The organism is Shewanella sp. SR43-8, assembly GCF_014163775.1.
GTDB lineage: Bacteria > Pseudomonadota > Gammaproteobacteria > Enterobacterales > Shewanellaceae > Shewanella > Shewanella vesiculosa.
On sequence record NZ_JACJDX010000009.1, the window covers coordinates 20,001 to 45,798 of the forward strand.

Consider the following 25,798-nt stretch of genomic DNA (forward strand, 5'->3'; position numbering starts at 1 on the left):
ACAATCATTCAGTGTTGTTAGGCCATTAACGTGTAACAAAATATTATAATAACACTAATAATCAGATGGTTAATTAAATTTTGTCCATGTGCAGACGTGCTTATGTTTAGGCTTTGCTTACATAATATGTGCTGGATCTCTATAGGTTATACAACCTATAGAGCAAAGTACTAGTTAAATTATCGAATACAGGAGGATTTGCGTTGAAATCATATACTCGAGACGAACAAGTTGAGTCCGATGTGTGGCTTTTGCATGAAGCGATTGATTTATGCCAAGAGGGCGAGCAATTTTATGCCCAAGCAATACTAGGGGCCGACGATTACAACATTAAGCGGGTTTTTATCCATATGGCTGACATTAGAAAATGCATGCTAACGCGTTTAACACCATTATTTACGTTGATGCGATCCAGTCAAGCAAGACCTATGGACAGTAAAACCTTTCACCAACAATCTTCATATAAACACTATGCTAAGGCTGAACACCTGATACAGGATAAACCATTACCGCAGGTGATTGCAGTATTGGTTGAAACTGAGCAACAAGTATTAACTCAATTAAAGTACGCCGCTAAAAAAACTAAAAATAAGCGTGTCGCAGGGCAACTTGCCGAAGGCATTGCTTGGCTACAGATGAGTTTTGATACCATGAAACACCTTTCCGTTGCAGGTAATTAGTCTGTGGGTAATAAAAACGCCTGATAATGTTGATTCTCAGGCGTTTTTTGTTGATGTTCGCTTCGTCACCTTTTAAGTCTAGTCGAGGTTAAGCCACTCTTGATTGCCATGAGGAAAAATTTACCTAGTATCGGTAAAAAAGTCCGATAACATTACTATTAAAAGTCATCATAGCAATGAGAAAATTTAATTAGTTGTTATTTTACATGTGGTTATAATTGTTGGCATGATTCGCGCATTATAATCCTTGATATTAACAACGGAGGAAATCTTTATGAAAAAGACCACATTATCTGTAGTAATGAGCATCATGTTAGGTTCAATGGCATTCGGTGCAAGTGCAGCACAAGATTGGCAAGATGATGCAAAAGATGCGTGGATCGATGGTAAAGCTGAAACCACACTTTTGTTAAATACTAATTTGAATTCATTCGATATTAATACTGACGTACATGATGGCAATGTGACCCTAACAGGTAAAGTTAACAGTAGTGTTGATAAGGCACTTGCCGGAGAATTAGTGAAAAGCTTAGATGGCGTTAAAGACGTCAATAATGAATTGTCGGTAATGAAGCCTGATAGCGATAAAGACACTAATGATCTCGCTAAAACCCTCACCGATTCAAAAGTCGCTACCGTAGTCAAAACGCGACTATTATTCTCAGCCGACGTATCTGGTACCGATATTGACGTTGAGGTAAAAAATAGCGTGGTAACATTAAAAGGTTCGGTATCGAGTGATGCTGAACGTGATTTAGCTTTAATGATTGCCAAAAATACTGATGACGTAAAAGATGTTGTTAATAAGTTACGTGTCACTCAGTAATCTATTGATAATCTTTAAACCAGCCTTTGGGCTGGTTTTTTTATGCCTAAAATAGGCAATAAGTCACTATATTTTGATTATTAGCAACTAAAGTTAGCCGACTGGTCTATTCTTGTTTATCCTGTCATTGAAATGGAGGCTCAATGAACAAAAGTGCAGCAAGTAGACAATCAATATGCGCCGTAGGCGAAAAGCTTTTTGCGTTACACGGTTATAGTGGCGTGGGCATTAAATTAATTCTCGACGAGGTCGGTATTCCTAAAGGGTCTTTTTACCATTACTTTGCCAGTAAAGAGGCGTTTGCGGCAGCCGTTGCCGAACATTATTTTCAATTACGTATTCAACCTATTGCTATCGATTCAAGCGTAAATTTTAAAACTAATTTATCAACAATGCTTAATGGGTATCATCAACTCATTGATGAGCTGTTTAGTGGCAGTGAGCCTCGTGGCTGTTTAATGGGTAACTTAATGGTTGAAGTCAGTAGCAAAGCGCCTTTATTGCATCAAACCTTAAACCACCTTTATGATCAATGGTTGGGCTTATTGAGTGCGCTTATCGAGCAGGGGCAGCTGCAAGGCCATATCCGTACAGACTTGCCAGCATTAACACTAGCGAGTGTTTTTTGGGCGAACTGGCAAGGAACTATGCTACGCTGCCAAATTAAAGTCGATAAAATGGCTGCTAAGCGAGCTTTAGTGCAGTGTATGCAGATGATGACTCGATAGATTCAAGTGCTGCAGCAGTGATTTTGAGCGTGTATTGTGAAAACAATATTGCTATATAGAGCGGTTTTTTCGGTGTTTGGAGTAGGGTTAATTGGCTAAAAGATTATTACTTAGTTGTTTGGTTTTACTGCTGTCTGCATGTGCGTCTAGTCCGCAAGTGGTTATCGCACCTAAGCCTGTGGTAGTTCCACCCATGCTTAAGCAAGCAGCGCCCAAGTGGAGCGAGTCAAGCCTGTTAAGTTTTCATAATCAATGGAAAGGTACGCCATATCGTTTAGGTGGCCTGAGCCGAAATGGCGTAGATTGTTCAGGGTTTGTGTATTTGGCCTACCTGAACATTGTCGGCAACAAACTACCTCGTACAGTGAATTCACAGGGGACTTTGGGTAAAGACGTGCCGCGCAGCCAGTTACAAACCGGCGATTTAGTTTTTTTTAAAACCACTCGGACGGTTCATCATGTCGGTATTTACATGGGCAATGATCGTTTTTTACATGCCTCGACTAAAAAAGGGGTAAAAATTTCGAGTTTGAATAATATCTATTGGAAGCCTCGTTTCTGGTTTGCAAAACGCATAGACAATCCAACGTTTGAACAAAACATGTCGATAGCCAGTTTGGCCGAACATGCTCAACAGCAAGACCATTTATAATTTGGCAGCAGTTTAACGGCTGGTGCCGTTTATTTGCTTCAACCCTAGGCCTGCATCTGAAGTATTGCTTGGGTTGTTTTCACCGCTTAGCATCGATATATTCATGTTATAAATAGCTGTTTAGGCTAAAACCACGACGTAAATGGACCCGTTATGCCAGACTCCAAGCATTGGACCTTAAAAAGTATTGCCAAAGAATTAGGTGTGTCGAATGCGACGGTATCTAATGCGTTTAATCGTCCAGATCAGTTGTCGGAAAAACGCCGCACAGACATTCTCGCTGCCTGCAACGAGCTAGGATATTTTGGACCTAATAAAGCCGCGCAATCTTTAAGGCGTGGTAAATTTGATACGGTCGCATTGGTGTTGTCGGACAGTATTGAATACATGGTATCAGATCCTGTGGCCAGTAAATTTATGAAAGGTGTTGCGGCCGTTTTCGAGCAACATAAAATTAATTTACTGTTGTTTTCTGGTAGCTCTGACAATGTGAATGGCGTCAATGATTTTGTCGATGGCTTTATTTGTTATGGTCGCCCCCGTAACCGTTTATTGGCAGAGCAATTGAAAAAAATCCGTAAAAAAGTGGTAACGGTCGACTTTAATATTCACCGTAGTGCTTCGGTGAGTATCGATAATAAAGCCGGTGCCTATGAAGTGGCTAAGTTGGCGATTCAATCTGAGCTAGATCAGGTCGCAATTCTTGGATTACGCTTGCTTGATACCCATTTAACCTGCCGCGTGTATGATATTCATTCTATGGAAATTGACACGTCTGTAGCGCATCAGCGTTTGCAAGGTTATTTGGATGCCATTGGTGATACAGGGGTTAAGCTTGGTGATGACCGCATTTGGAATATCCCTGAAAGTAATGCCGACTTTGCAACCATAGCTGCCAAAGAAGCGCTTAATTGTGTACCGCGTCCGAATGTATTTTTGTGCATGAGTGATTTAATTGCTTTGAGTTTAATGCGCGAGGCAATCCAACAAGGTTTACGTATCCCACAAGATGTTCGAGTGGTGGGTTTTGATGGTATTGACGAAGGTACTCGGGCGATCCCGCCGCTGACGACTGTGTTCCAGTATTCAGAACAAAAAGGCCGTAAAGCCGCTGAAATGTTTATTGCTGATGCCCATCATGCTGAAGTGTTAGGTTATGAATTGTCACGTGGTGGCAGTTGTTGATGTAATATTGATGACCGGACGATTTCGATACAAATATGTTGATACAAATAAGGCGCCTAATAGGCGCCTTATTTACGTTTGAGCTTAAATTACCCGTCAGATCATTTGCTATGTTTGGCCAATAAATCGGCCAGCACAATGTGGGTCGATTGTTGCGCTGCAACTATGTTGATATGGGTTTCTTTAGTGGCAAAGTTCACGCTTAACTTGGCTGAACTGTCGCCATGCACCCAAGAAAGAGTTAACTGATTAGCCTGGTTTGTCATGGTGAACTCACCATTAAAGGCATCGACATTATTGCGAAGAGTGATCAGCTCACATAGCGTTTTAACAACCGGTTTTTGCATCGCGGTTTGAATGTCGCTTACCTGTAGATAAGGGCGGTTAATGTCACGACCTACCTGAGTTTGATTCAGCAATTCCATGGCATTAGGCACAGCCAATAAACCGGTGTAATACACCTGCGGAATACCTGGAGCAAAAAATTGTACGCTTCGAGCGATTAAATAATCAATGTCATTTTGGCCAAGCGCATCGTAGTAGGTGCAATTAACTTGATATAGATCGACATTGCTGGCTGCCGCGCCCGTTGCTTGTAAGCTTTCACCTTTGCTATTGCTATGGATGCGATTAACTAGGTTATCAATTTCTGCAGCGGTTAATAAACCTGCTTTATTGCCGACAGGGCCAGCGTCGATAATACCAATACCGTCATGAGTGTCTAATACTGTGACACAGTTGCGTGGTGCAATGGATAGCCAGTGGCTTAATGCACTGACATCTTGGCTAAATAGGCTGTGAAGGATCAATGGCGGTAGCGCAAAGTCGTACACCATGTCTACCCGCTTAGCGATATCGAGTTGGGTCATGTAGTGCGAGTGAATTTCGGCAAGGGTCGTCATGCCTAGGCTGTTGGCTTTTTTGGCTAACTCATCGACAAATTCAAATGACTCTTCAATCATAAAGCAGCTAGTGCCCGGCTTTTTAATCGCATAGCCAGCAGCGTCAAGACGAATAAGATCGACTTTGCTTTCATGAAAACGCGTTAGCACCTTGTTTAAATGCGCCTGACCTGCAGCGGTATGTACATTAATATCAATTTGGTTTGAGGTAAAAGTCGTCCAAAACTCGGCTTCTGTCCCGTCGGCAAGTTTATAGGTAGTGAAGCAACTCCCTGGACGTGGACGATAAATTTTAGCTTGGTTTTCTGCGCTCAACCCGTCAGGAAATACGCTCTCTTTAGTTAAAAATAAATCCCAGTAAACAGAACTTTTACCGTTGGCAAGTACGTCTTGAAACTCGGTAGACTCCGCTGACATGTGGTTAACGATTAAGTCGGCCATGATGTCGTATTGCTGGCCAATCTGCTTTACGTCATTCCAATCACCAAGACGTTCATCTACTTTTGCATGGTCTATAGGGTCAAAGCCAGCATCGCTGCCGTCAATTGGATAGTAAAAAGGTAACAGATGTACGCCACCAAAGAGATTATGAAGTTCTGTGTCGAGAACCTGTTTGAGTCCTTTTAAGTCTGAGTGCGCTATACGATCTACGTAAGTGATCAGCTGAACATTATTTTTCATTTTGGTGACTCTTAAAGTAAGTATTTAAAAAAACTTAATCGATTAAGTTGTATATTTAACCAATATGAAACATTATTCAAGGGCTTTGTTTAAATATTGAATTCGTTTTCTGTGGGAGAAGACGAATGTGTCGCCATAAATAGACAGTGTGACCACAAAGAAAACATATAACAATAAGGTGGGAAGTATGGTTAACCATATGAAAGAGCTAGATAATTGCGGTAACTCTAGGATAAGAATACTAACGTATTTAATGTTTTTTATGTTTGCCATGACCTCTGATGCAGTGGGGGTGATTATTCCTGAGTTGATTAACACATTTGACTTATCGATGTCACAAGCGAGCGCATTTCATTACATGCCAATGCTTTTTATTGCATTAAGTGGGCTGTTTTTAGGCTTTCTGGCAGATAAGCTAGGCCGGAAAGTAACGATTTTAATTGGCTTACTGTTGTTTGCGCTGGCCAGTTTTATGTTCGCTTTAGGTGAGTCATTTTATTATTTTCTATGTCTGTTGGCTCTAGTGGGTATTGCTATTGGGGTATTCAAAACTGGCGCACTAGGGTTAATTGGTGATATTTCAACTAACTCAAAACAACATTCAAGTACCATGAATACCGTTGAAGGCTTTTTTGGTGTGGGTGCTATGGTTGGTCCGGCGATTGTCAGTTATTTATTGATAACAGGCGTGTCGTGGAAGTATCTGTATTTTGGTGCTGGGGCGTTTTGTTTAATATTATGTTGGTTAGCTTATAAGGCTGAATACCCGCAACTTAAGCGCTCATCTACTCAAAATATTAATCTCGCCAGTACGTTTAGCATGATGAAAAACCCTTATGCATTAGGCTACTCTTTAGCGATTGGGCTTTATGTTGCTACTGAAGTGGCTATTTATGTTTGGATGCCGACGTTATTACTCAACTATGAAGGCGAGTTGGCATTAATCGCAACGTATGCGTTAACTATCTTTTTCACATTGCGGGCATTGGGACGTTTTCTGGGGGGGTGGATCCTCAATCAATTCAGTTGGCAACAGGTGATGTTTTGGTTCAGTCTGGCAATTAGCTTATGTTATTTAGGCGCTATGGTGTATGGCATTTCGGCTGCGGTTATTTTATTGCCTTTATCAGGTTTGTTTATGTCTATGATGTATCCGACATTAAATTCTAAAGGGATCAGCTGTTTCCCGGTTGATCAACATGGTTCGGTTGCTGGGGTCATTTTATTCTTTACTGCACTTTCTGCTGCATTAGGTCCCTTGTTAATGGGACTAGTAGGCGACATATTTGGTCATGTTAAATACGGGTTTTATTTAGCCACCGGCTTTGCATTTATGTTGTGCGTTTTGGCAGCATACAATCTGTTTCGTGACCCCTCAGGGCATTTGTTAACCGCTGACGCTAAATAATCAACAACTACTATTATAAATATTTAATTTATTAAACATCTACTTAGGCGATTTTTTAATCCAGTTAACGATAATTGAACATAAATTGTACTTGCAATTTACTATTTAGTTGCTAACTTGTAACTTAATCGATTAAGTAAAAGGTTTAAGTTTAGCGCCTTGATTAGCTATTGAGATAGTTTGGGGCTTAGTTCGATTGATGAATATATTACTGATGTTGTTATGGGGAGATAAGACAACATCAATACACTCTATGTGGGGACATAAAAATGATAAAAAGCACATCTAAAAAATTTGTATTGAGTACGCTAGCTGTGATGGTCAGTTCAAGCTTGTGGGCTGCTGACACTGACACGGTGGAAACTAAAAAAGACGCCATTGGTCTTGAGCGCATTGTGGTAACGGGTGTTGCACGTGGTACACGTGTAATGGACTCGAGCGTGTCAGTGAGCAGTGTGTCACCAGAAGATTTAGCAATTAGCTCACCTCGTTCATCAGCCGAAGCGTTCCGTATTATTCCGGGCATGAAGGTTGAATCGACTGGTGGTGAAGGTAACGCCAACATTGCGGTACGTGGTTTACCGGTTGCCTCTGGTGGAGCTAAATTCTTGCAAATTCAAGAAGATGGTTTACCTATTTTACAGTTTGGTGATATTGCATTTGGTAATGCGGATATTTTCTTACGTATTGATTCTACAACACAAACTATTGAATCAATCCGTGGTGGTTCAGCCTCAACAGCTGCCAGTAACGCACCAGGCGGTATTATTAACGTCATTAGTAAAACGGGCACCAGTGATGCTGGCAGTATTTCGTCTACTGTGGGTCTTGATTACGATACTTTGCGTACTGATTTTGAATATGGCGCAAGCATTAATGACTCAATGCGTTTTCATATTGGTGGCTTTGTGCGTACCGGTGATGGTCCGCGTGATCCTGGTTACACCGCGAACAAGGGTGGCCAAATTAAAGCTAACTTAACCAAAGAATTTGATTCTGGTTATGTGCGTTTGTACGTAAAGCACTTAAATGATAAGAGCATTGGTTATTTGCCGATGCCAATGTATTCAGATGGCAGTTCAATACCTGGATTTGATGCCCAATCTGATACGGTTCATTCGGCTAACATGTTATCAACCCTGCGCTTAGATGCTGACGGCAATATCAGCCGTGGTGATATGCGTGATGGTATGAATCCGATTGTGAATTCAGTTGGACTAGAAGCTTCATTTGATTTAGGCGATGACTGGTTAGTTGAAAACCGTTTCCGCATCTCGGATGTTAGCGGTAATTTTATGTCGTTAATGCCTGCCGAAGTGGCTAACAGCTCGAGTATTGCTGACAGTATTGGTGGCAGCGGATCATCACTGATTTATGCTAATGGTGCCAAAGCGGGTCAAGCATTTGATAGTGATTTAGCTATGCGCATACACAGTTTTGATGTGACCATGAATGACTTTGGTTCTATCGTCAATGACATGAAATTAACCAAGACGTTTGATGATTCTAATGTCACTTTTGGTTTTTATACTGCCACGCAAAATATCAATATGACTTGGATGTGGAACTCTTATTTGATGGAAGTGCAAGGCGATAATGCCGCACTTTTAGATGTGGTCGGTGCCGATGGCACTGAGTACTCAGATAATGGTTTATACGCTTATGGCGTGCCTTACTGGGGCAATTGTTGTCAACGTAACTATGATTCAGACTACACTATTAAAGCACCGTATATTGCTGCGTCATCTAAGTTCGGCGATTTATCATTAGACGGTAGCGTGCGCTATGACTCTGGCGATGCCAGTGGTTACTATGCGGGTAATGTGCAATCACAAGTGGATATGAACCGTGATGGGGTGATTTCTCAGCCTGAGCTAAGTGTGTCGTCAATTGATAATGCTAACCCACAGTTAGTGAATTATGACTGGGGTTACCTGTCATATTCATTAGGTGCTAACTATCAAGTATCTGAAGATTTAGCCGCATTTGGTCGTATCAGTCATGGTGGTCGTGCCAATGCTGACCGTTTGTTGTTTGGTAAAGTGAATGCTGATGGTTCAGTTTCTGACGAAGACTCTGTGGATGAAGTAGACCAGTACGAAGTGGGTGTGAAGTATCGTTACGATAGCATGTCGCTATTTGCCACGGCGTTTTACTCTGAAACAGAAGAGCAAAACTTTGAAGCCACTAGCCAAATATTCTTTGACCGTAAATATGAAGCCAAAGGGATTGAGTTAGAAGGTGCTTATTATGTTGGTGATTTCGATTTTCGCGGTAACGTAACTTGGACCGATGCTGAAATTGTTAAAGATGCCCTTAATCCAAGTGTAATTGGCAACACACCTCGTCGCCAAGCTGATTTTATTTACTCGCTAATGGGCCGTTATAACTTTGATAAAGGCTCTGTTGGGGTCAATTTGATTGGTACCACTGAGTCTTATGCTCAAGATAATAATGACCTAAGTTTTGATGGTTATACTCAAGTCAATGCGTTTGCATCTTACCAGTTAACCAATGCGTTATCCGTCGCGCTTAACGTCAATAACTTGTTTGATACTGTGGGTATTACCGAAGCTGAAGAAGGTTCGGTACCCGATAACAATATCATTCGTGCCAGAACCATTAACGGTCGTACAACCAGCGCCACGGTTAAGTACGAGTTTTAATCGTTTATTGTCATAACCTTAGTTGTAATAGTATTAGTTGTATTAGTTTTTAGAAATCCCTGTTAACAAGCCCATGCAAATGGGCTTTTTTTTGGACGTTTTATATGAGTACATTATTGAGTTTTGGTGAAGTATTAATTGATTTACTTCCGGTGGGCCATTCTGGTTTGGTTCACGAGCCTATCCCTGGCGGCGCGCCTGCCAATGTCGCTGTGGGTTACGCTAAATTAGGTGGTAAGAGTCTTTTTGCTGGTGGCATTAGTGCTGACGATCATGGCCAGTTGTTAACAAATACACTGGTAGAACAAGGTGTTGATGTTAGTTGTTTAGCATTAATACCAGATGCTGCTACTGCCACAGTGTTAGTTAGTTTGGATGCGCAGGGGGAGCGGTCGTTTAGCTTTAATCGGCAGAACACTGCTGACATGCTATACCGTGAAGCTGATTTTGATGCTATCGACTGGTCAAAAATTGATATTTTTCATCTTTGTTCTAATACCTTTACTGAAAAGGCTATTTTCAACGCCAGTCTTTATGGTGCTAAAAAAGCGCATAAGGAACAAGCATTAGTCAGTTTTGATGTTAATTTACGCTTGTCATTATGGCAAGACACCCGGTTGTTATCAGCCCGTGTGGAGCAATGCTTTCGTTATACTCACGTGCTTAAAATGAGTAAAGAGGAAGCACTGTATTTGGCTCAGGAGCGTGGGGCATCATTTGACGAATATTTAGCATTCTGTATTGGACAAGGGGTGAGGTTAATTTTGGTCACCAATGGCCCAGAGTCCATTTTATGTCACAGCGCTGAATTTTCCTTTGAGTTGCCGGTGCCTAAAATTGTCGCCACAGATACTACAGCCGCCGGAGATAGTTTTGTTGCGGGGTTCTTATATGAACTTGGCAGTGATGAAGGATATTTAGCGCCAGAGCTTTTAGTGCAAAAATTGCTTAATCGAGTGAAGGTTCAAACGGCTGCTGAGTTTGCGATTAAGTGTGGTGCGATAACGTGTGCGAAAAAAGGCGCATTTCCTGCGTTGCCCGTTTGGTCACAAGTGCAATAATGGATCAAGTGGGTGTAGAGTAGCGTTATTAGTCATAAAAAGAGGTCACCCTAAGGTGACCTCTTTTTGGTTATCATTGAATCAATAACGTGGTTAATCTTGGGTTATGCTTGATTCAGCTAATTCGGTTTTATTTTTGCCACGTTTTGCGAGGGCATAATAAAACAGTGGCGTTAAGATAAGGCCAAAAATTGTTACCCCAATCATGCCAGAGAATACCGCAACACCCATTGCTTGACGCATTTCTGAACCTGGTCCGCTAGAAAACACCATAGGTACCACACCCATAATGAAGGCTATCGAGGTCATTAAAATAGGTCGTAAACGTAAGCGGCCGGCTTCAAGTATGGCCTCTAATGGTTCCATGCCATCATCTTGTAACTCTTTGGCAAACTCAACAATGAGAATCGCATTTTTGGTTGCTAGCCCCACCAGGACAATTAACCCAATCTGGGTAAAGATATTGTTATCTCCACCGTAGATAAGAACCCCTGTTAATGCCGACAATAGCGTCATTGGAATAATCAGAATAATGGCTATAGGTAAGCTTAGGCTTTCATATTGCGCCGCTAAAACCATAAACACTAACAAGATAATTAATGGATAAATATACGCGCCCGCATTACCTGCCAGGATCTGTTGGTAGGTGAGTTCAGTCCACTCGTACGTCATGCCATTAGGTAAGGTTTCAGCTAAAATCTTTTCAATGGCAGCTTGTGCTTCACCGCTACTAAAGCCAGGAGCTGCACCACCATTGAGCTCAGCAGTGGTAAAACCGTTGTAATGCATGACTCGGTCTGGACCAGATGAATTGGTGACATTAATAAATGAACCAATCGGCACCATTTCACCTTGGTTGTTACGTACTTTTAGTTGGGCGATTTGTTCAGGCGTTTGTCTAAACTGCTCATCTGCTTGTACGTTAACTTGATAAGTGCGACCAAATTGGTTGAAGTCGTTGGCGTAAACCGAACCCATGTATCCCTGCAGGGTGGAGAACAATTCGTCTAACGATACCGATTGCTGTTTGGCTTTAGTGCGGTCGATGTTCACTTCAAGTTGTGGCACATTGACTTGATAACTCGAGAACACTCCTGCTAGCTCAGGCGTTGCCCATGCTTTTTGCATCACTTGCATGGTCACTTTATACAACTCTTCATAACCGTAATTAGCACGATCTTGAATTTGTAATCTAAAGCCACCAATGGTGCCTAAGCCTTGCACTGGCGGTGGCGGGAAAATCGCAATAAATGCGCCGTTAATCGCGGCGAATTTTTGATTTAACGCGGCAGCAATAGCACCTGCCGATAATGATGGATCTGTGCGATCGGCAAAGTCATCCAGCGGGGTAAACAAAATGGCGCTGTTAGTGCTATTGGTAAAGCCATTAATGCTTAAACCTGGAAAGGCGACAGCATGGGCAACACCTGGTTGATCTAGTGCAATACGCGACATTTCTTTCACGATAGCTTCGGTGCGATCTAATGATGCAGCATCAGGTAACTGAGCAAAGGCGATAAGATATTGTTTATCTTGCCCAGGTACATAACCTGTTGGAGTGCTCGAGAATTGTAAGCCAGTTAAGCCGACTAAACCGATATACAAAATACCAATGACTGCCCCAAAACGAATGATTTTTTTAACTAACCAGCCGTAACCGTCAGACATACGCGCAAACATGCGGTTAAACGGTTTAAATAACCAGCCGCCTAGCAGTTTATCCATACCACGGGTCAGCAGATCTTTTTTCTCGTGATGACCTTTAAGCAATAATGCCGATAAAGCAGGGCTAAGGGTTAACGAGTTAATTGCCGAAATAAAAGTGGAGATGGTAATGGTTAGCGCAAACTGTTTATAAAACTGTCCGGTTAAGCCTGACATAAACGCAGTAGGAATGAATACAGCTGCCAATACCAATGTGGTGGCAATAATTGGACCGGTAACTTCTTTCATTGCCTTTTGCGTGGCAGCAACGGGCGATAATCCATCAGAGATATTTCGCTCAACGTTTTCAACTACCACAATTGCATCATCGACCACGATACCAATCGCCAGCACTAAGCCAAACAGTGATAAGGCATTCAATGAGAAGCCCATTAGGTGCATAAAGGCGAAGGTACCCACAAGTGATACCGGAACCGCCACTAATGGAATAATGGATGCGCGCCAGGTTTGTAAAAACAGTACTACTACTAATACAACCAGCAATAATGCTTCGACCAGTGTCTGTACCACAGCTTTAATTGAGCCACGCACGAACACGGTTGGATCGTAGACGATGTCGTAGGCTAAGCCTTCTGGGAATGACTTAGACAGTTCTGCCATTTTAGAACGAACATCATCAGATATTTGAATTGCGTTAGAGCCTGATGCTTGGAACACTGGTAATGCAGCCGCGTCTTTATTGTCTAGCATTGAGCGCAGGGCATAAGTCGATGCACCTAATTCCACCCGGGCAACATCTTTTAAACGAGTGATCTGACCTTGATCGCCCACTTTAACAATAATGTCCTCGAACTCTTCAACATTGGATAAACGACCTTTGACGTTAATCAGTAATTGGAAATCACTGTCGCCACTTGGTTGTGCGCCTAAACTGCCAGCTGCTGCTTGTTGGTTTTGCTCACGAATAGCAGTAACAATATTACTCGGTGACAAGCTTAAGGCGGCCACTTTATTAGGGTCTAGCCACACGCGCATGCTGTAATCGCCGGCGCCAAACACGCGCACAGCTCCTACACCGGTAATACGGGCTAATTCATCTTTGACTTTCAATACCGCATAGTTAGACAGGTATAACATGTCATAACGGTCATCTGGTGAGGTTAAATGCACCACCATGGTTAAGCTTGGTGATGATTTTTCAGTGACTATGCCTAAGCGTTGTACTTCTTCTGGTAGCCGTGGTTTTGCTCGCTCAACACGACTTTGCACTTGAGTTTGAGCTAAATCAACATCAGTACCAATTGCAAAGGTGATGGTTAGCGTCATGCGGCCATCAGACGTGGCTTGAGAAGACATGTACAACATGTTTTCGACGCCGTTAATCTCTTGTTCTAGCGGGGATGCAACCGTTTCAGCAATGATTTTAGGGTTAGCACCTGGGTAGTTTGCCGTAACAACCACGGTAGGTGGTACCACTTCTGGGTATTCGGTAATGGGTAATTGCCATACTGCTAGTGCGCCTGAAATAAAGAACAGCAGCGACAAAACAGCGGCAAAAATTGGTCTTTTAATAAAGAATTGAGACAACATTATGTAGTTTCCTTAACCCTGACTTGCGTCATCAGCAACACGTGCTGTTAATGGCTGGTTATCGAGGAGGCGTTGTGCTTGATGTAATGCTTCTAATTTTTCGCTATCAGCCATGTCGGTTAGGTTTGGCTCAATAGTGACATTAGGGCGCACTTTCTGCAGACTGTTTACCACTATGGTGTCGTTAGGTGATAAGCCAGCAGTAATAATACGTAAGCCATGAAGTTTTTCACCTAGGCTGACACTTCGATATTCAAGGGTGTTTTTGTCATTTACCACCAGAACAAACTTGTTATTTAAGTCGGTAAAAATGGCTTTGTCGTCAATTAAAATACTGTCGTATGACTCACTACCAGCAATGCTGATACGGGCAAATAAGCCGGGTAATAATTGATTTTCTTGGTTGGCAAAGTTAGCTCGAACCCGAATAGTACCAGTTTGCTGATCAACGGTATTATCGACAAAGTCGATCACACCTTGATGATTAAAGCTGGTTTCATTTGCCAGAGCCATAACCACAGCGTTGTTACCTAAACGTGGATTTTGACGTTTGTTCTCAAACGATAACGCGGCATATTTTAAATACGTTTGCTCATCGATATCGAAATAAGCATACATATGCGATGTAGAGACTAAACTGGTGAGGTGCGTTTGACCCGCAGTGACATAGTTGCCTGCCGTTTCATTAGCATATGACACTCGACCAGTAATAGGTGCGGTAACCTGGGTATATTCAACGTTAAGTTGGGCGCTAGTTAATGCAGCTTTAACTGACGCAACCGCTGCTGCAGTTTGATGCATGTTAGATCGACGAGTATCAATCAGCTCTTCTGAAACCGCTTTTTGATGAAACAGTTTATTGGCTCGCTCATAATCATTTTCAGCAAGTTGATTAGCTGATATTGCACTGGTTAATTCTGCTTTAAGACGCTCATATTCAGCAGTAAAAACCCTCGAGTCGATGGTAAATAACACATCACCTTTTTGAACCAGTGCGCCTTCTTTAAAGTTAATCGATTCAATATAGCCTGATACTCTAGGGACTAAGGTCACTTTTTCAGGAGCTTGTAAGCGTCCGGTAAATTGATCCCACTCGGTAATGCGCTCATAAAGCACGTTAGCTACGTCTACTTTAGGCGCTGCAGGTGTATTCGCCTGTTGTGCAGGTTGTTCTCCACACGCCACTAATAGCAATGCCGTTAGGCTAACTAGTAAAGTGATTTTAATTGATTTTAACGTCTTCATGGTGCGGTCCTTTAATCAATAGCATTTACGTTTTTTCAGCAGGCTGTAGGGTGCGTTATATTGGTATACGAGTTCGTTTTATACCGATAGGTATAAAACGTTCTGTACCGAACGGTAATATATAGATTAAAATAACCCTGTCAATGACTTTTGTACCGATAGGTATTAAATTATTTTGACAAGAGGTTCAATAAGCGGGAAAATAAAGTAACATCACTATTTGTAAGGTGATTTGTTGCGATGAAATAGCGTTAATCAATACTTGTTAAATTGTTATAGTTGCGACTAATCTGCATAATATTAACCCTGATGTGGCTTAATATTATGCTAAAGTATGCGGGTTGTTTGTCATAAAAGTTAGTTAAGCTTTTGATAAATAAAGCTCCGTTAATATAAGAGGTACTATTTATGACAATAACCAAAGCAGCTTGTGTTGGTCGCCCTCGTGGGTTCGATATCGACTTGGCATTAGAGCAAGCGCTTAATATTTTCTGGCGTCATGGATATGAAGGAACTTCTTTAAACGAGCTCACCGAGGCGATGGGGATTAAGAAGCCTAGCTTGTATGCCGCATTTGGTAATAAAGAGCAGCTATTTTTAAAAGCTATCGATTTATATGAAAACCGTCCAGATTCATTATTTAATACAGCTTTTAAACATCAACATATTGCTGATGTGGTTCGCGGCCTATTGCTTGGTGCTGCAGCCAAATTTACTGACTGTAGCCATCCTCAAGGTTGCGCATTAATTAACAGCACCCTGTCCTGTAGTGAAGCGAGCGAATCAATTAAGCAAGCCGTTTTAGAGCGCAAAGCACGGCATAAGCTCCAATTAGTCGCTCGATTTGAGCAAGCTAAGCAGCAAGGTGAGTTAAATGCAGATTGTCAGCCTGCAGTGTTAGCTCAATTGATTACGACCTTGTTTCAGGGGATGTCGATTCAGGCATCTGAAGGGGCAAGCATTGAAGAGTTACTGCAAATTGCCAACATGGCCGTAGATGGCATTTTGATTTTGTACATTAATCCTAAGTAACCTAGTTACTCATTCTCAAAATTAACTAGTAAATCAATTGATACTGTACTTTGTGGCAGTATCAATCTTGTTTAAACATCCACTATTCTCTAGACATCTTCTCTATCTGTTGCTTGTTACTAAGCTCTAACAGTCGCTATGGTAATACTATAAAATGTTGCTTTAACCACAACAGATAAGTTTACCGAATAAGCTGATCTATAGCTCCCAGTGTTATCGTATCCTTTTGTAATATAGATGGTTATCCAATCCGAGCAATCAAAAGGTCTGGTTAGCATTTAGCATCGACTGTGGGCTCATCGCAACTGACTCAATAGGAAGAACCCCTGCTATTAATTATATGCATAACTCTTGTGGGGGTCGGCAGTTAAACCCAGTAGACAGATAATCACCCTATCAATAGCCCCTAAGGTTATGCCATTGTGTTAAGAGGGCTCTGTTTATCAACTTGAGATTTTGTGAACCCACATTTATTTGGTAGATTACTCTCCTATAAATGCATTACTGATTTAACCTCATAAGGGAAAAATAACCATGAGCAAAGCTAAAATCGGCATCGTGACTGTGAGTGATCGTGCCAGCGCTGGCGTGTACGAAGATTTGTCTGGTAAAGCCATTATTGAAGTATTGAATGCGTATTTAACGTCTGAATGGGAACCTGTTTACAAGGTGATACCTGATGAGCGTGACGTTATTGAAGCCACATTGATTGATTTAGCCGATAATCAAGATTGCTGTTTAATTGTCACCACTGGTGGCACGGGCCCAGCAAAACGCGACGTAACGCCAGAGGCCACCGAAGCTGTGTGCGACAGAATGATGCCTGGTTTTGGTGAGCTAATGCGCACCGAATCATTAAAGTTTGTGCCTACAGCTATTTTGTCTCGTCAAACAGCGGGTCTTCGTGCCAACTCGTTAATTGTTAATTTACCTGGTAAACCTAAGTCAATCCGCGAATGTTTGGATGCTGTATTTCCCGCAATACCTTATTGTATCGACTTAATGGACGGACCGTTTTTAGTCTGTGACGAAGCCGTGATGAAGCCGTTTAGACCGAAAGCTAAGTAGTATTAATAAGCGGGCTCTGTATTAGTTTGCTGTTGTTGCAAGCCGATACAGAGCTAATGACCATTGCGATTGTTCATTAACGTTTGCTTGATAACCGGTTTAATTTGCTGTGATAGATGAGTTTTATGTTTGTACCTGTTTGTGTTTCTTATTATTGATTATGTTGTAAAAAGTACTTTGAGTCATATTTAGTACTACACTAGCAATATATCTTCAGTAGGGCTGGTTCATTATGACATTAAAACGTTTTTCGCTTTTATTATTGTCTTCACTATTACTGACAATAACCATGTTATTGGTGAGTATTTACTATTTTTTCTACCTTCCTGGAATAAAAACTGAAATTTTAGATCAGCAACAACAAGAATATAATTTGTTGTATTCTGCATTATCGTTATCAAAAAACAGCTTAACGACCTTATGTTACGATTACGCCGTGTGGGATGAGTTAGTTGAATATATTGGTAACCCGACTGATGATTTTGTTCAACGCAGTATGCCTGACAATGCATTTAAAGCTGCAAATATTGATGCTGTTTTTGTCAGTGACATTAATAATGAGTTGGTTTGGGATTATCAGGATGACTCATTAACATCATCCAGATTGTCACTCGTTGATTTAATTCATCAGCAAAATATACCATCTTTTGCTATTTTGCCGACAACAGCAGAAATTGCATCACAAACAGTGTCTAGCCGCAGTGGTTATATCGTTTTTGGCGGGGCGCTCATTTACTTTAGTAATACCACTATTTTACCATCGACTGGTCACGGTGAAATCGTTGGTAGTTTAACTATGGTTCGTTTAGTGGATAAAGCGTTAATTAAAGATATCAGTCAGTTTTCTTTAGTGAACTTTTCAATTGCTGATGTACAAACATCAACCAAAAGCATGCAAGAGTTTTTTAGTTTAAAACCAATTGAAAACATTGCGCCATCACACAGTTGGCTAATTCGTAATACATTTGATAACCAAGCAATACAGGTGACTTTACACCATAAAAAAGTGTCGTTACCCCAATTGAATTGGGTCTCGGCCATAACGATATTGTTGTCAATAGTGTTGATTGTTTCTCTCTCGTTAATAGCATTATCAAGATTACTTATTGAGCCGCTTATTCGTTTTAACAAAAGCATTAATGACTCATCAGATAATAATTTTATGAGCAAAATGGCTTCCAATCATTTCATCGATGAAATCGAAAATGTGTCTTACTCATTTAATCAATTACTGCTTAAGTTTAACGCTCAACAAAATTACTTAGAGACCTTAGCGGTTCAAGATTCGCTCACAGGCATTACTAACCGGAGAGGACTAGAATCATTTTCAAAGCGAATTATTTCACGTTGGCATCTGGAAAATATTGGTTTCAGTGTGATGATGATTGATGTCGATAATTTTAAGTATTTTAATGATCAACAAGGTCATCTTAATGGCGATGATGCATTAATTGCCGTCGCGACCTGTCTGGTAAAGGTCATGGCTCCATATGATGCGCTTGCTTCTCGATATGGTGGTGAGGAGTTTTGTATAATTTTGGCCGATAATCATTATCAAAATATATTGAAAGTCGCAGAAGAAATTCGTGAGTCTATCGAGCAATTGCAGATCCCCAATAAAATAGATGGCCGAAATTGGGTCACCGTTAGTATTGGTGTTGTTGTGGTTGATGATAAATTAGCCGGCGTACAAAAATACAACTTTAGCGATGTACTACAACATGCAGATGAGCAACTTTATTTGGCCAAACAAACGGGGCGTAATACCGTCATCGTGGCGAGGTTTAGCAACTAAATATGCCAAATACCGATGAGTTAACTCGATATTTGGCACTTTAGCGCAAGCACTACAACTTTTTAAATTGCTGCTTAAGCTCAAAATCGCTGTCAGTTACCAGTTTTTCTAACACTTGTATCCGTTCGATTAATGCTTGGTTTTGGGCTTTTATATCGGCGACACCATCGGCGTCAGCTTTTTGTTTATGCTTTAAATAATGTTTAAACATTTCGGATGCCGTGGTGCCGACAATAACAATAAATACTAACGCTATGATCGCAATATCGTTGTCCATAATATGCTCCTTGTTAATGCTCTTTGCTATATCAATTCTTGTGAATCAGTTGTGAATCAGTTTTGAATCAATTGGTTGTAAATCTACCTGCCTTACTCTAAACCGTTAAGGCTGGCGTCACACCGTTATCAATTAACGCTGATAACAGTAGTTATAAGCCAAAGACCACTTTTTCACTCTTAAGTGACTTCTCTAAGCCAGCGGCTAATCCAATGGCTATTACTAATGTGGCCACAGACGACACGATTAATTGCATCATTGGAATTTCACGGCCCTTAATAAAGTCCATTAAGGCTTGTTGCTGGCCCGACACAGGTAGCCACTGCAATACGTCTGGAGCTATGTTGTAACTGGCGGCCATAGAAAGTGCCAAGGGGACAAATAACACCATGGTTAAGTATGATTGTGCCTCTTTGAAGGTTTTAGCCATAAACGACACATACAGTTGCAAGGTTGCAGCCATTAACGCGACGGGAATACCAACTAAGAACATTAAGCCCATGAAATCTTCAGTGATATTGACGGTAAAGCCAATTTCTTGCCACGGAACAAAAGGGTAAGCCACTTTAGATACCAGTAAAATCAAGATTAACCCCAGTAAAGCAAAACAGGTTACGGCAATGATTTTACCTATCACTAACTGGCGGGTACTCATGGGATGGCTAAGCAATAACGCTAACGAATTACGTTCGCGCTCACCAGCACTGGTGTCGATAGCGAGGTTCATTCCAGAGATAAACACTGAATACATCATGGTGAAAATGGCGATACCCAAAATCATTCCACCTTTAGAGTCCGGTGTGGCTTGATCTTCAATATTTATTTTGAGTGGTTGGGTAATGCGTGGATTAATTCCACGGGCAATTAAACGTATGCTGCCCATTTCTGCGCTATATGTTTGCAGCTGACGTTCAAGTCGACGAATCGACTTTTGTAGCTTCTCATCTGAATTATCAGCAATCAATAATACTTCTGCCGGTTTGGCTTTAGCCATGTTAGCGGCATATTCATCGCTAATGGTTAAGATGATTTTTTTAGCTTGTTCATCTTCACCATGGTTTATGCCGTTATTACTTAAGTAGCGCACTAAATCTGGCGCCTTGTCGGCATTGTGGATGTTGATGTTTAAATCTTCAGGGCTAGATAACTGGCCAATTAACACCATAAACATGGCGCACATGATCAACGGTGTACCGATGGCATAGTAAAGACCAGCCATTACCGATCGTTTGTCGCGTGCGGCGTCGACGAGTTCTTTACGCACCATTGCGAGTATCATTTTCATTATGCTGCAATCCCTTCGTCTGTTCCGATAAGTTCGATAAATGCATCTTCAAGCGAGTCTTTACCTGTTTGCTGACACAGTTCATCTGGGCTACCGATGGCAACAACTTTGCCGTTAGCCATTACGATGACGCGATCACACAAAGCGGCGACTTCTTGCATTACATGGCTTGAAAACAGCACGCAATGACCTTCAGCTTTGAGTTGCAATAAAATATCGCGCAGTAAGCGAGTGCTCATGACATCGAGTCCGCGAGTGGGCTCATCTAAAATGATGTTACTTGGCTTGTGCACTATGGCTTGTGCTAAGGCCGTTTTCATTCGTTGGCCTTGGGAAAAACCCTTGCAACGACGGTCGCTAATGTCTTCAAGCTTCAATTGTGCAATCACATCGGCGGTGGCTTGCTTGGCTTGTTTACGCGACATGCCACTGAGCTCGGCAAAGAAGCTAATGTATTCACGCGGCGTAAGGCGCTCATACAAACCAAAAGGGTCGGGGAATAAGCCTAGCTGCTTTTTAGCACCAATAGGATCGATAGCGACATCAATATCATTGACGGTCGCGGTTCCTGAGTCAGGCTTAAGTAAGCCAAATAAGGTGCGTAAACAGGTGGTTTTACCGGCACCATTTGGGCCAAGTAATCCAGTGATTTGACCATTTTCAGCGCTAAAACTTAAATCATCTAACGCCTGCACATCGCCAATCTTTTTGGTTAAGTTTGCAACAGTAATCATGATTATTCCTTATCTGCAGCAGTATTCGCTGGCGCTGTTGTTTCTATGTCTGTGGGCGTTTTGACAACTGGCAATGCTTCTACAGTATTCGCGTTGAGGTAAAAACTGCGACGAACATCTTTTTGCAAACATTCGCCATTAATGTCTTTTACCGAGCCTTGTTCAACTAATTGGGCGACTAGGTCATTACCACAGCTCTGTCCTGCTACACCATGGGTAGCATAAGGCGCAATAAAATGTTTTGAATGGGTGAGTTTCTCTTGCGCTAGCGCGCCCCAGTTAGGTGGCGTAGCCGGGTCTAGCTCGCCAGATAATAGTAGGGTCGGTATGTCACTGTGGATTGGTTCGCTGAAATTCTCACTCTCAGATGGCATTGGCCAAGCTTGGCAAGTTTTTTCTAGCCCCTCTAGCATGTTGCCACTGATATAGGAGTCTTTAGCATCTTTGCGCATTTGTGAAGTAATGCGATGAATGTCTTCGCCGCACACCACAGAGGCATGCATACCGATAGCAATACCTGTACTGTCTGCAGTTAAGGTGTAAATACCTAATATGGGTTGATAATTACCTTGTGCAGCTTGGTGAATCGCATGGGGGATCAGTGCACGTATGTTTGGCATGTACATCGCCATGCGGATTGCGCCGCTAAACTTACCGCGTGTGAGTAAAAAGTCACTGAGTTCGTCGGTAAGCGGATCACGTACTTGCTGACTAATGGGGGCTTTCGCGAGTAGCATATCGACTTTATTGAACTCGTCAGCTAATTCAGGAAATTGCTGTTGGCAAGCTGGAGTACTTTTACAGTCGCGCCATAATACATTTAAGCCACGTTCTATTGAGCTACCAATGGCGACAACACTTTGTTGCATGGGCACCACGCCATCTAATGTTACTGTCAATAGTGCTTCTGGATAGTGGCGCATATAAAGCTGTGCCATGCGTGTACCATAAGAAATGCCGTATAAATGCAGTTTTTGATAGCCTAAAAATTTGCGTACCGCTTCAAAGTCTTTTAATGCTGAGTTGCTACCGTATTGTGTGATGTCGGCATCAATGTCGGCGAGGCATTTTTCGGTCATGGCAATCACATCGATATCGTCATCATTCATGCTGAGTAATTCAGTGGTGTCATCGTCACAAGATAGAATATTCGATTGGCCCGTGCCGCGTTGATCGATGAGTAAAATGTCGCGTTGCTGACGAACCTTTGACAACATACGATTAAAACCAGCTGCATTTTCAATCGCTGATTGGCCAGGACCACCTGCGATGGCCAGTAAGGCTTCACCAGGATGAGTGTTTTTAATCGCTGGTAAAATAGCAAAATGAATGTCGATTCTCTTGCCATCAGTGAGCTTAGGATTTTCTAACACGCTGATTTTACCGCATTGAAGCTGCTCGTCTAAACCGTCTAAGTAACAAGCACTGGTTTTAGCAGCCGCTGCGAGATTAACCTCTGGTGTGTCGGCATAGCTATAATTGGCGAGTAAAATACTTATAGCAGCAATAAACCAGCGGCTCGTAAGCGTTAGCGAATGGCATAAACCAGGGCGGTTAATTCGCTCTGCTAAGGCTGTGTTGACAAACTTCCTGTTGATCATCGGAACGTTTCCTTTTTGCATTTCATGACGATTATGATACCTTAGCATCTAGTGTATGAGTGTATCAATGTATTAATACAGTTCCTAAAGGCTAATGTTAGAATTATTAAATGTCAACCCCAGCAGTGGTGAACCCATTTATCGACAGTTACACGATCAAATCGTGCGCTTAATTGTTGGCGGACAATTGCACCCAGAAGATGTGCTGCCTTCGGTACGTCAACTTGCTGAGCATTTAGCTGTAAACCCAATGACAGTGTCGCGGGCTATGCAGCAACTTGTCGACCAAGGTTGGGTTGAACGTCGTCGTGGCCAGCCATCACGTGTGGCAGCAAGAACGTCAGCCAATAGTGCTTCTGGTAGTAGTTTACTGGCACCGCAATTATCTGAGTTAGTTGAGCAAGCGCGCCAGTTAGGAGTCGATTATGACCAATTACAGCGTTTGCTGGCGCAATATTGGGATAAAGAATAGCAGCAACACAGTTCATTCATTTTATCGTTAAGGATATTATCTAGGAAGTCGACAATGGAATCCGAACAACAACCCATTTTACGTTTTAATCATGTGAGCAAAACTTTTGCCGCCAAAGATAAATCGGCAGCAGGACATACAGTATTATCCGATCTATCGATAACACTTTATCCTGGGATGGTGGTCGGATTATTAGGCCAAAATGGTGCCGGTAAGTCGACACTAATGCGCTGTGCGTTAGGTATTATTGATATTGATCAAGGGGATATTTTAACCTTAGGCGAAACGCCTGCCGCGTTATCTATTCAGGCAAAAGAACGTATTGGTTATGTACCACAGCAGCCTTTTGGTTATGAAGGTTTTACCATTGATAAAGCATTAGAATTGCATCGAAGCTTCTACCCAAGCTGGGATATGACACTTGAGCAAGATTGGTTAGAGCGGTTCGATTTAGATGTCACCCAAGCGGTGCAAAAACTCTCGGTTGGGCAGCGTCAATCATTGGCCTTGATCATGGCCATGGCGTACCGCCCAAGTTTGTTATTACTCGATGAGCCCGTCGCCAGCCTTGACCCTATCGCCAGACGCAAGTTTATGAGCGACTTATTTGATCTCGCGCTTGATTCGGGTTCTGCTGTATTATTTTCATCGCATATCACCTCTGACTTAGAACGCGTTGCCAGTCATGTTGCCCTGATTAAAAAAGGTCAACTAGTGCTGTTTAAAGAGATTGATGCCCTGCGAGAAGAGGTTAAATTACTCAGCATAAATGACGGTACCACCTTACCATCAAGCTACAAAATTTTGAGTCAAAGCGGGCTAAATATGCTGGTGGACACGCAAGGCGACTCGGCCGTCATCACGGGAGTGCAGAGTGCCAAGGCCGTTAATTTAGAACAGTTATTTATGGAGCTGCATCGATGAGTTTGCAGCAGTTTAACCGTGGCAATAGCTTATGGCGTAAACCTTATCGTGGCATGCTGCGTTTATGGTTATATGACTTAGGCAGTGTCAGTTTTATTGCCACTGCAGGATTAGGCTTAGTGTTAGGACTGTTGTGCTTTATCAGCGGTAAAACTGAAGTTGTTAGCCTGGTTTTTTCAATGGCTACTGTATCTACTGCAGCAGCAATCGCGTGGCAGCTAAATCGGTTATCAGCAACCGAGTTGACCGGTCTAATACCTGGTTATCAACAGCATGTACTCATACAAGCAGCGAGCATCGCGGCGGGCATGTTATTGATACAGCTATTAATCTGTATTAGTTTTTCTGCTTATGATGTCATCCCCAAATTACTCCTCGCCATTGTGGTCGGTTTACTGTTTGTGTGGGCTTGTTTATGGCGCAGTAACAGTTTTCATTTATCATTTTTGTTATTCATAGCGGTACCCTTATTAGATCGATTAGTACTCACCATACCGACGTGGATAATGCTGATTATTGTTGCGATACTGTCTTATCATGTTATTGACTTGTGTCGGCGCTTACGCTGGAACAGAGAATCGCGTGTGGTGTACCTCAACGCCGTGCAAATGGGCTGGATGTGGTTGCCAAGCATAAAAGGTTTTACTTGGATTACCCGCTTTGAACGTTTTTTCCACCCGATGAATTTTTTCATTGGTCCTGTGCTGGCGGTAATGATGTTGTGCTTGCCAATTATCGCTCTTGGATTGATGTTGTTATCGTGGTTGTTTGAGATTAATTTGCCAACATTATTTTTATTGGCACAATTTTCGGTGCTCAGTTGCTCCATCGTTCATTGGAGCCGAATTCAACGTTGGCGCGCGGCAGAAACCTTGTTTTTACTACCTTGTTATAGTGGCCTGAACGGATTGCGTGATGCATTTTATCGAAGCCAATATCGTTTTATTGTGGTGTTGGTGATGATGGTCAGTGCGCTAGGGCTAGTAAAATGGCTTATTGATCCACAAATAACTCTGCCGTTTGTGGCTCATTTAGGATTAAGTACCTTTTGGGGCTGTGCCATTATGCTCGGTGCTGGCTCGGCTTGTCGTAACAGCTATCAAGCGACTGCGGCAATGCTGATTGTATTGATACACTCCATTCTGGTGTCACTGAGCTTTGCCGCCTTAAGGGACGGCGACAGCTTGACGATGTGGCTGCTTATTGATATTCCGCTAGTGGTCATCGGTATACTTGCACTAGTGTGGGGTAAGAGTCAGTTATGGAAAAATGGCATTAGTGCAGCTTAACAGCAGGTCTAATTTTAGTCCGAACGTGACGT

General features: G+C 42.1%; 21 protein-coding genes. 14 read left to right on the top strand and 7 right to left on the bottom strand.

Going from position 1 to position 25,798, the window contains the following annotated elements; genetic code table 11:
• Positions 1–203 precede the first annotated feature (203 nt).
• The 5 genes from H5114_RS12805 (at position 204) to H5114_RS12825 (ending at position 4,071) form a co-directional block, all read left to right on the top strand.
• The gene (locus H5114_RS12805) at positions 204–680 is read left to right on the top strand and encodes a hypothetical protein (protein ID WP_124016639.1); all 477 of its coding nucleotides are present in this window, start codon (positions 204–206) and stop codon (positions 678–680) included.
• A 274-nt stretch (positions 681–954) separates the two neighbouring features.
• A complete protein-coding gene (locus tag H5114_RS12810) occupies positions 955–1,506 on the top strand; it encodes a BON domain-containing protein (protein WP_182698188.1) in 552 nt (183 codons plus the stop codon).
• Between the two features lie 143 nt (positions 1,507–1,649).
• The gene (locus H5114_RS12815; protein WP_182698189.1) at positions 1,650–2,234 is read left to right on the top strand and encodes a TetR/AcrR family transcriptional regulator; all 585 of its coding nucleotides are present in this window, start codon (positions 1,650–1,652) and stop codon (positions 2,232–2,234) included.
• Between the two features lie 91 nt (positions 2,235–2,325).
• Complete coding sequence (locus H5114_RS12820) at positions 2,326–2,886, top strand: C40 family peptidase (RefSeq protein WP_182723138.1); 561 nt, start codon at positions 2,326–2,328, stop codon at positions 2,884–2,886.
• A 153-nt stretch (positions 2,887–3,039) separates the two neighbouring features.
• The gene (locus H5114_RS12825; RefSeq protein ID WP_182698190.1) at positions 3,040–4,071 is read left to right on the top strand and encodes a LacI family DNA-binding transcriptional regulator; all 1,032 of its coding nucleotides are present in this window, start codon (positions 3,040–3,042) and stop codon (positions 4,069–4,071) included.
• A gap of 101 nt (positions 4,072–4,172) precedes the next feature.
• Here the strand turns inward: H5114_RS12825 and gtfA are convergent, their stop codons facing one another.
• Positions 4,173–5,654: a sucrose phosphorylase gene (gene gtfA / locus H5114_RS12830; protein ID WP_182698191.1), complete on the bottom strand. Its 1,482-nt coding sequence runs from the start codon at positions 5,652–5,654 to the stop codon at positions 4,173–4,175.
• Positions 5,655–5,841: 187 nt separating this feature from the next.
• Between gtfA and H5114_RS12835 the strand changes: the two genes are divergently transcribed.
• The 3 genes from H5114_RS12835 (at position 5,842) to H5114_RS12845 (ending at position 10,789) form a co-directional block, all read left to right on the top strand.
• Positions 5,842–7,062, top strand: a complete 1,221-nt coding sequence (locus H5114_RS12835; RefSeq protein WP_182723139.1) for a sugar MFS transporter — start codon at positions 5,842–5,844, stop codon at positions 7,060–7,062.
• 269 nt (positions 7,063–7,331) lie between these two features.
• On the top strand, positions 7,332–9,728 hold the full coding sequence (locus H5114_RS12840; protein WP_182723140.1) for a TonB-dependent receptor domain-containing protein: 2,397 nt from the start codon (positions 7,332–7,334) through the stop codon (positions 9,726–9,728).
• A gap of 104 nt (positions 9,729–9,832) precedes the next feature.
• Complete coding sequence (locus tag H5114_RS12845) at positions 9,833–10,789, top strand: carbohydrate kinase (protein ID WP_124016647.1); 957 nt, start codon at positions 9,833–9,835, stop codon at positions 10,787–10,789.
• Between the two features lie 93 nt (positions 10,790–10,882).
• Here the strand turns inward: H5114_RS12845 and H5114_RS12850 are convergent, their stop codons facing one another.
• Both H5114_RS12850 and H5114_RS12855 read right to left on the bottom strand, forming a co-directional pair.
• Positions 10,883–14,047, bottom strand: coding sequence for an efflux RND transporter permease subunit (locus H5114_RS12850; RefSeq protein ID WP_404948350.1), 3,165 nt, complete (start codon positions 14,045–14,047; stop codon positions 10,883–10,885).
• Positions 14,048–14,056: 9 nt separating this feature from the next.
• Positions 14,057–15,289 (bottom strand): efflux RND transporter periplasmic adaptor subunit, encoded by a 1,233-nt coding sequence (locus H5114_RS12855; protein ID WP_182723142.1) that lies wholly within the window; start codon positions 15,287–15,289, stop codon positions 14,057–14,059.
• Between the two features lie 408 nt (positions 15,290–15,697).
• Here H5114_RS12855 and H5114_RS12860 point away from each other — a divergent pair, with 408 nt between their 5' ends.
• The 3 genes from H5114_RS12860 (at position 15,698) to H5114_RS12870 (ending at position 19,184) form a co-directional block, all read left to right on the top strand.
• On the top strand, positions 15,698–16,321 hold the full coding sequence (locus tag H5114_RS12860; protein WP_124016650.1) for a TetR/AcrR family transcriptional regulator: 624 nt from the start codon (positions 15,698–15,700) through the stop codon (positions 16,319–16,321).
• A gap of 534 nt (positions 16,322–16,855) precedes the next feature.
• Positions 16,856–17,389 carry a molybdopterin adenylyltransferase gene (gene mog, locus H5114_RS12865; RefSeq protein WP_124016651.1) on the top strand — a complete coding sequence of 178 codons (534 nt, stop codon included), beginning with the start codon at positions 16,856–16,858 and terminating at the stop codon, positions 17,387–17,389.
• A 232-nt stretch (positions 17,390–17,621) separates the two neighbouring features.
• Entirely contained in the window at positions 17,622–19,184 is a 1,563-nt protein-coding gene (locus H5114_RS12870; protein WP_182723143.1) for a diguanylate cyclase, read from the top strand.
• A 52-nt stretch (positions 19,185–19,236) separates the two neighbouring features.
• Here H5114_RS12870 and H5114_RS12875 read toward each other — a convergent pair whose 3' ends face one another.
• The 4 genes from H5114_RS12875 to H5114_RS12890 form a co-directional block, all read right to left on the bottom strand.
• A complete protein-coding gene (locus H5114_RS12875; protein ID WP_124016654.1) occupies positions 19,237–19,461 on the bottom strand; it encodes a hypothetical protein in 225 nt (74 codons plus the stop codon).
• A 151-nt stretch (positions 19,462–19,612) separates the two neighbouring features.
• A complete protein-coding gene (locus H5114_RS12880; RefSeq protein WP_182723144.1) occupies positions 19,613–20,746 on the bottom strand; it encodes an ABC transporter permease in 1,134 nt (377 codons plus the stop codon).
• The gene (locus H5114_RS12885; RefSeq protein ID WP_124016656.1) at positions 20,746–21,480 is read right to left on the bottom strand and encodes an ATP-binding cassette domain-containing protein; all 735 of its coding nucleotides are present in this window, start codon (positions 21,478–21,480) and stop codon (positions 20,746–20,748) included. The genes H5114_RS12880 and H5114_RS12885 overlap by 1 nt, the downstream gene beginning before the upstream one ends.
• A 2-nt stretch (positions 21,481–21,482) precedes the next feature.
• The gene (locus H5114_RS12890) at positions 21,483–23,081 is read right to left on the bottom strand and encodes an alpha/beta hydrolase (protein WP_182698197.1); all 1,599 of its coding nucleotides are present in this window, start codon (positions 23,079–23,081) and stop codon (positions 21,483–21,485) included.
• Positions 23,082–23,175: 94 nt separating this feature from the next.
• On the opposite strand from H5114_RS12890, the gene H5114_RS12895 reads away from it, so the two are divergent.
• From H5114_RS12895 to H5114_RS12905, 3 genes are read left to right on the top strand one after another with little or no spacing between them, the layout of a single operon-like run.
• Entirely contained in the window at positions 23,176–23,553 is a 378-nt protein-coding gene (locus tag H5114_RS12895; RefSeq protein WP_124016658.1) for a GntR family transcriptional regulator, read from the top strand.
• A gap of 54 nt (positions 23,554–23,607) precedes the next feature.
• A complete protein-coding gene (locus H5114_RS12900) occupies positions 23,608–24,477 on the top strand; it encodes an ABC transporter ATP-binding protein (RefSeq protein ID WP_182723145.1) in 870 nt (289 codons plus the stop codon).
• Entirely contained in the window at positions 24,474–25,766 is a 1,293-nt protein-coding gene (locus H5114_RS12905; RefSeq protein WP_182723146.1) for an ABC transporter permease, read from the top strand. Before H5114_RS12900 ends, H5114_RS12905 begins: the two co-directional genes overlap by 4 nt.
• Positions 25,767–25,798: the final 32 nt, after the last annotated feature.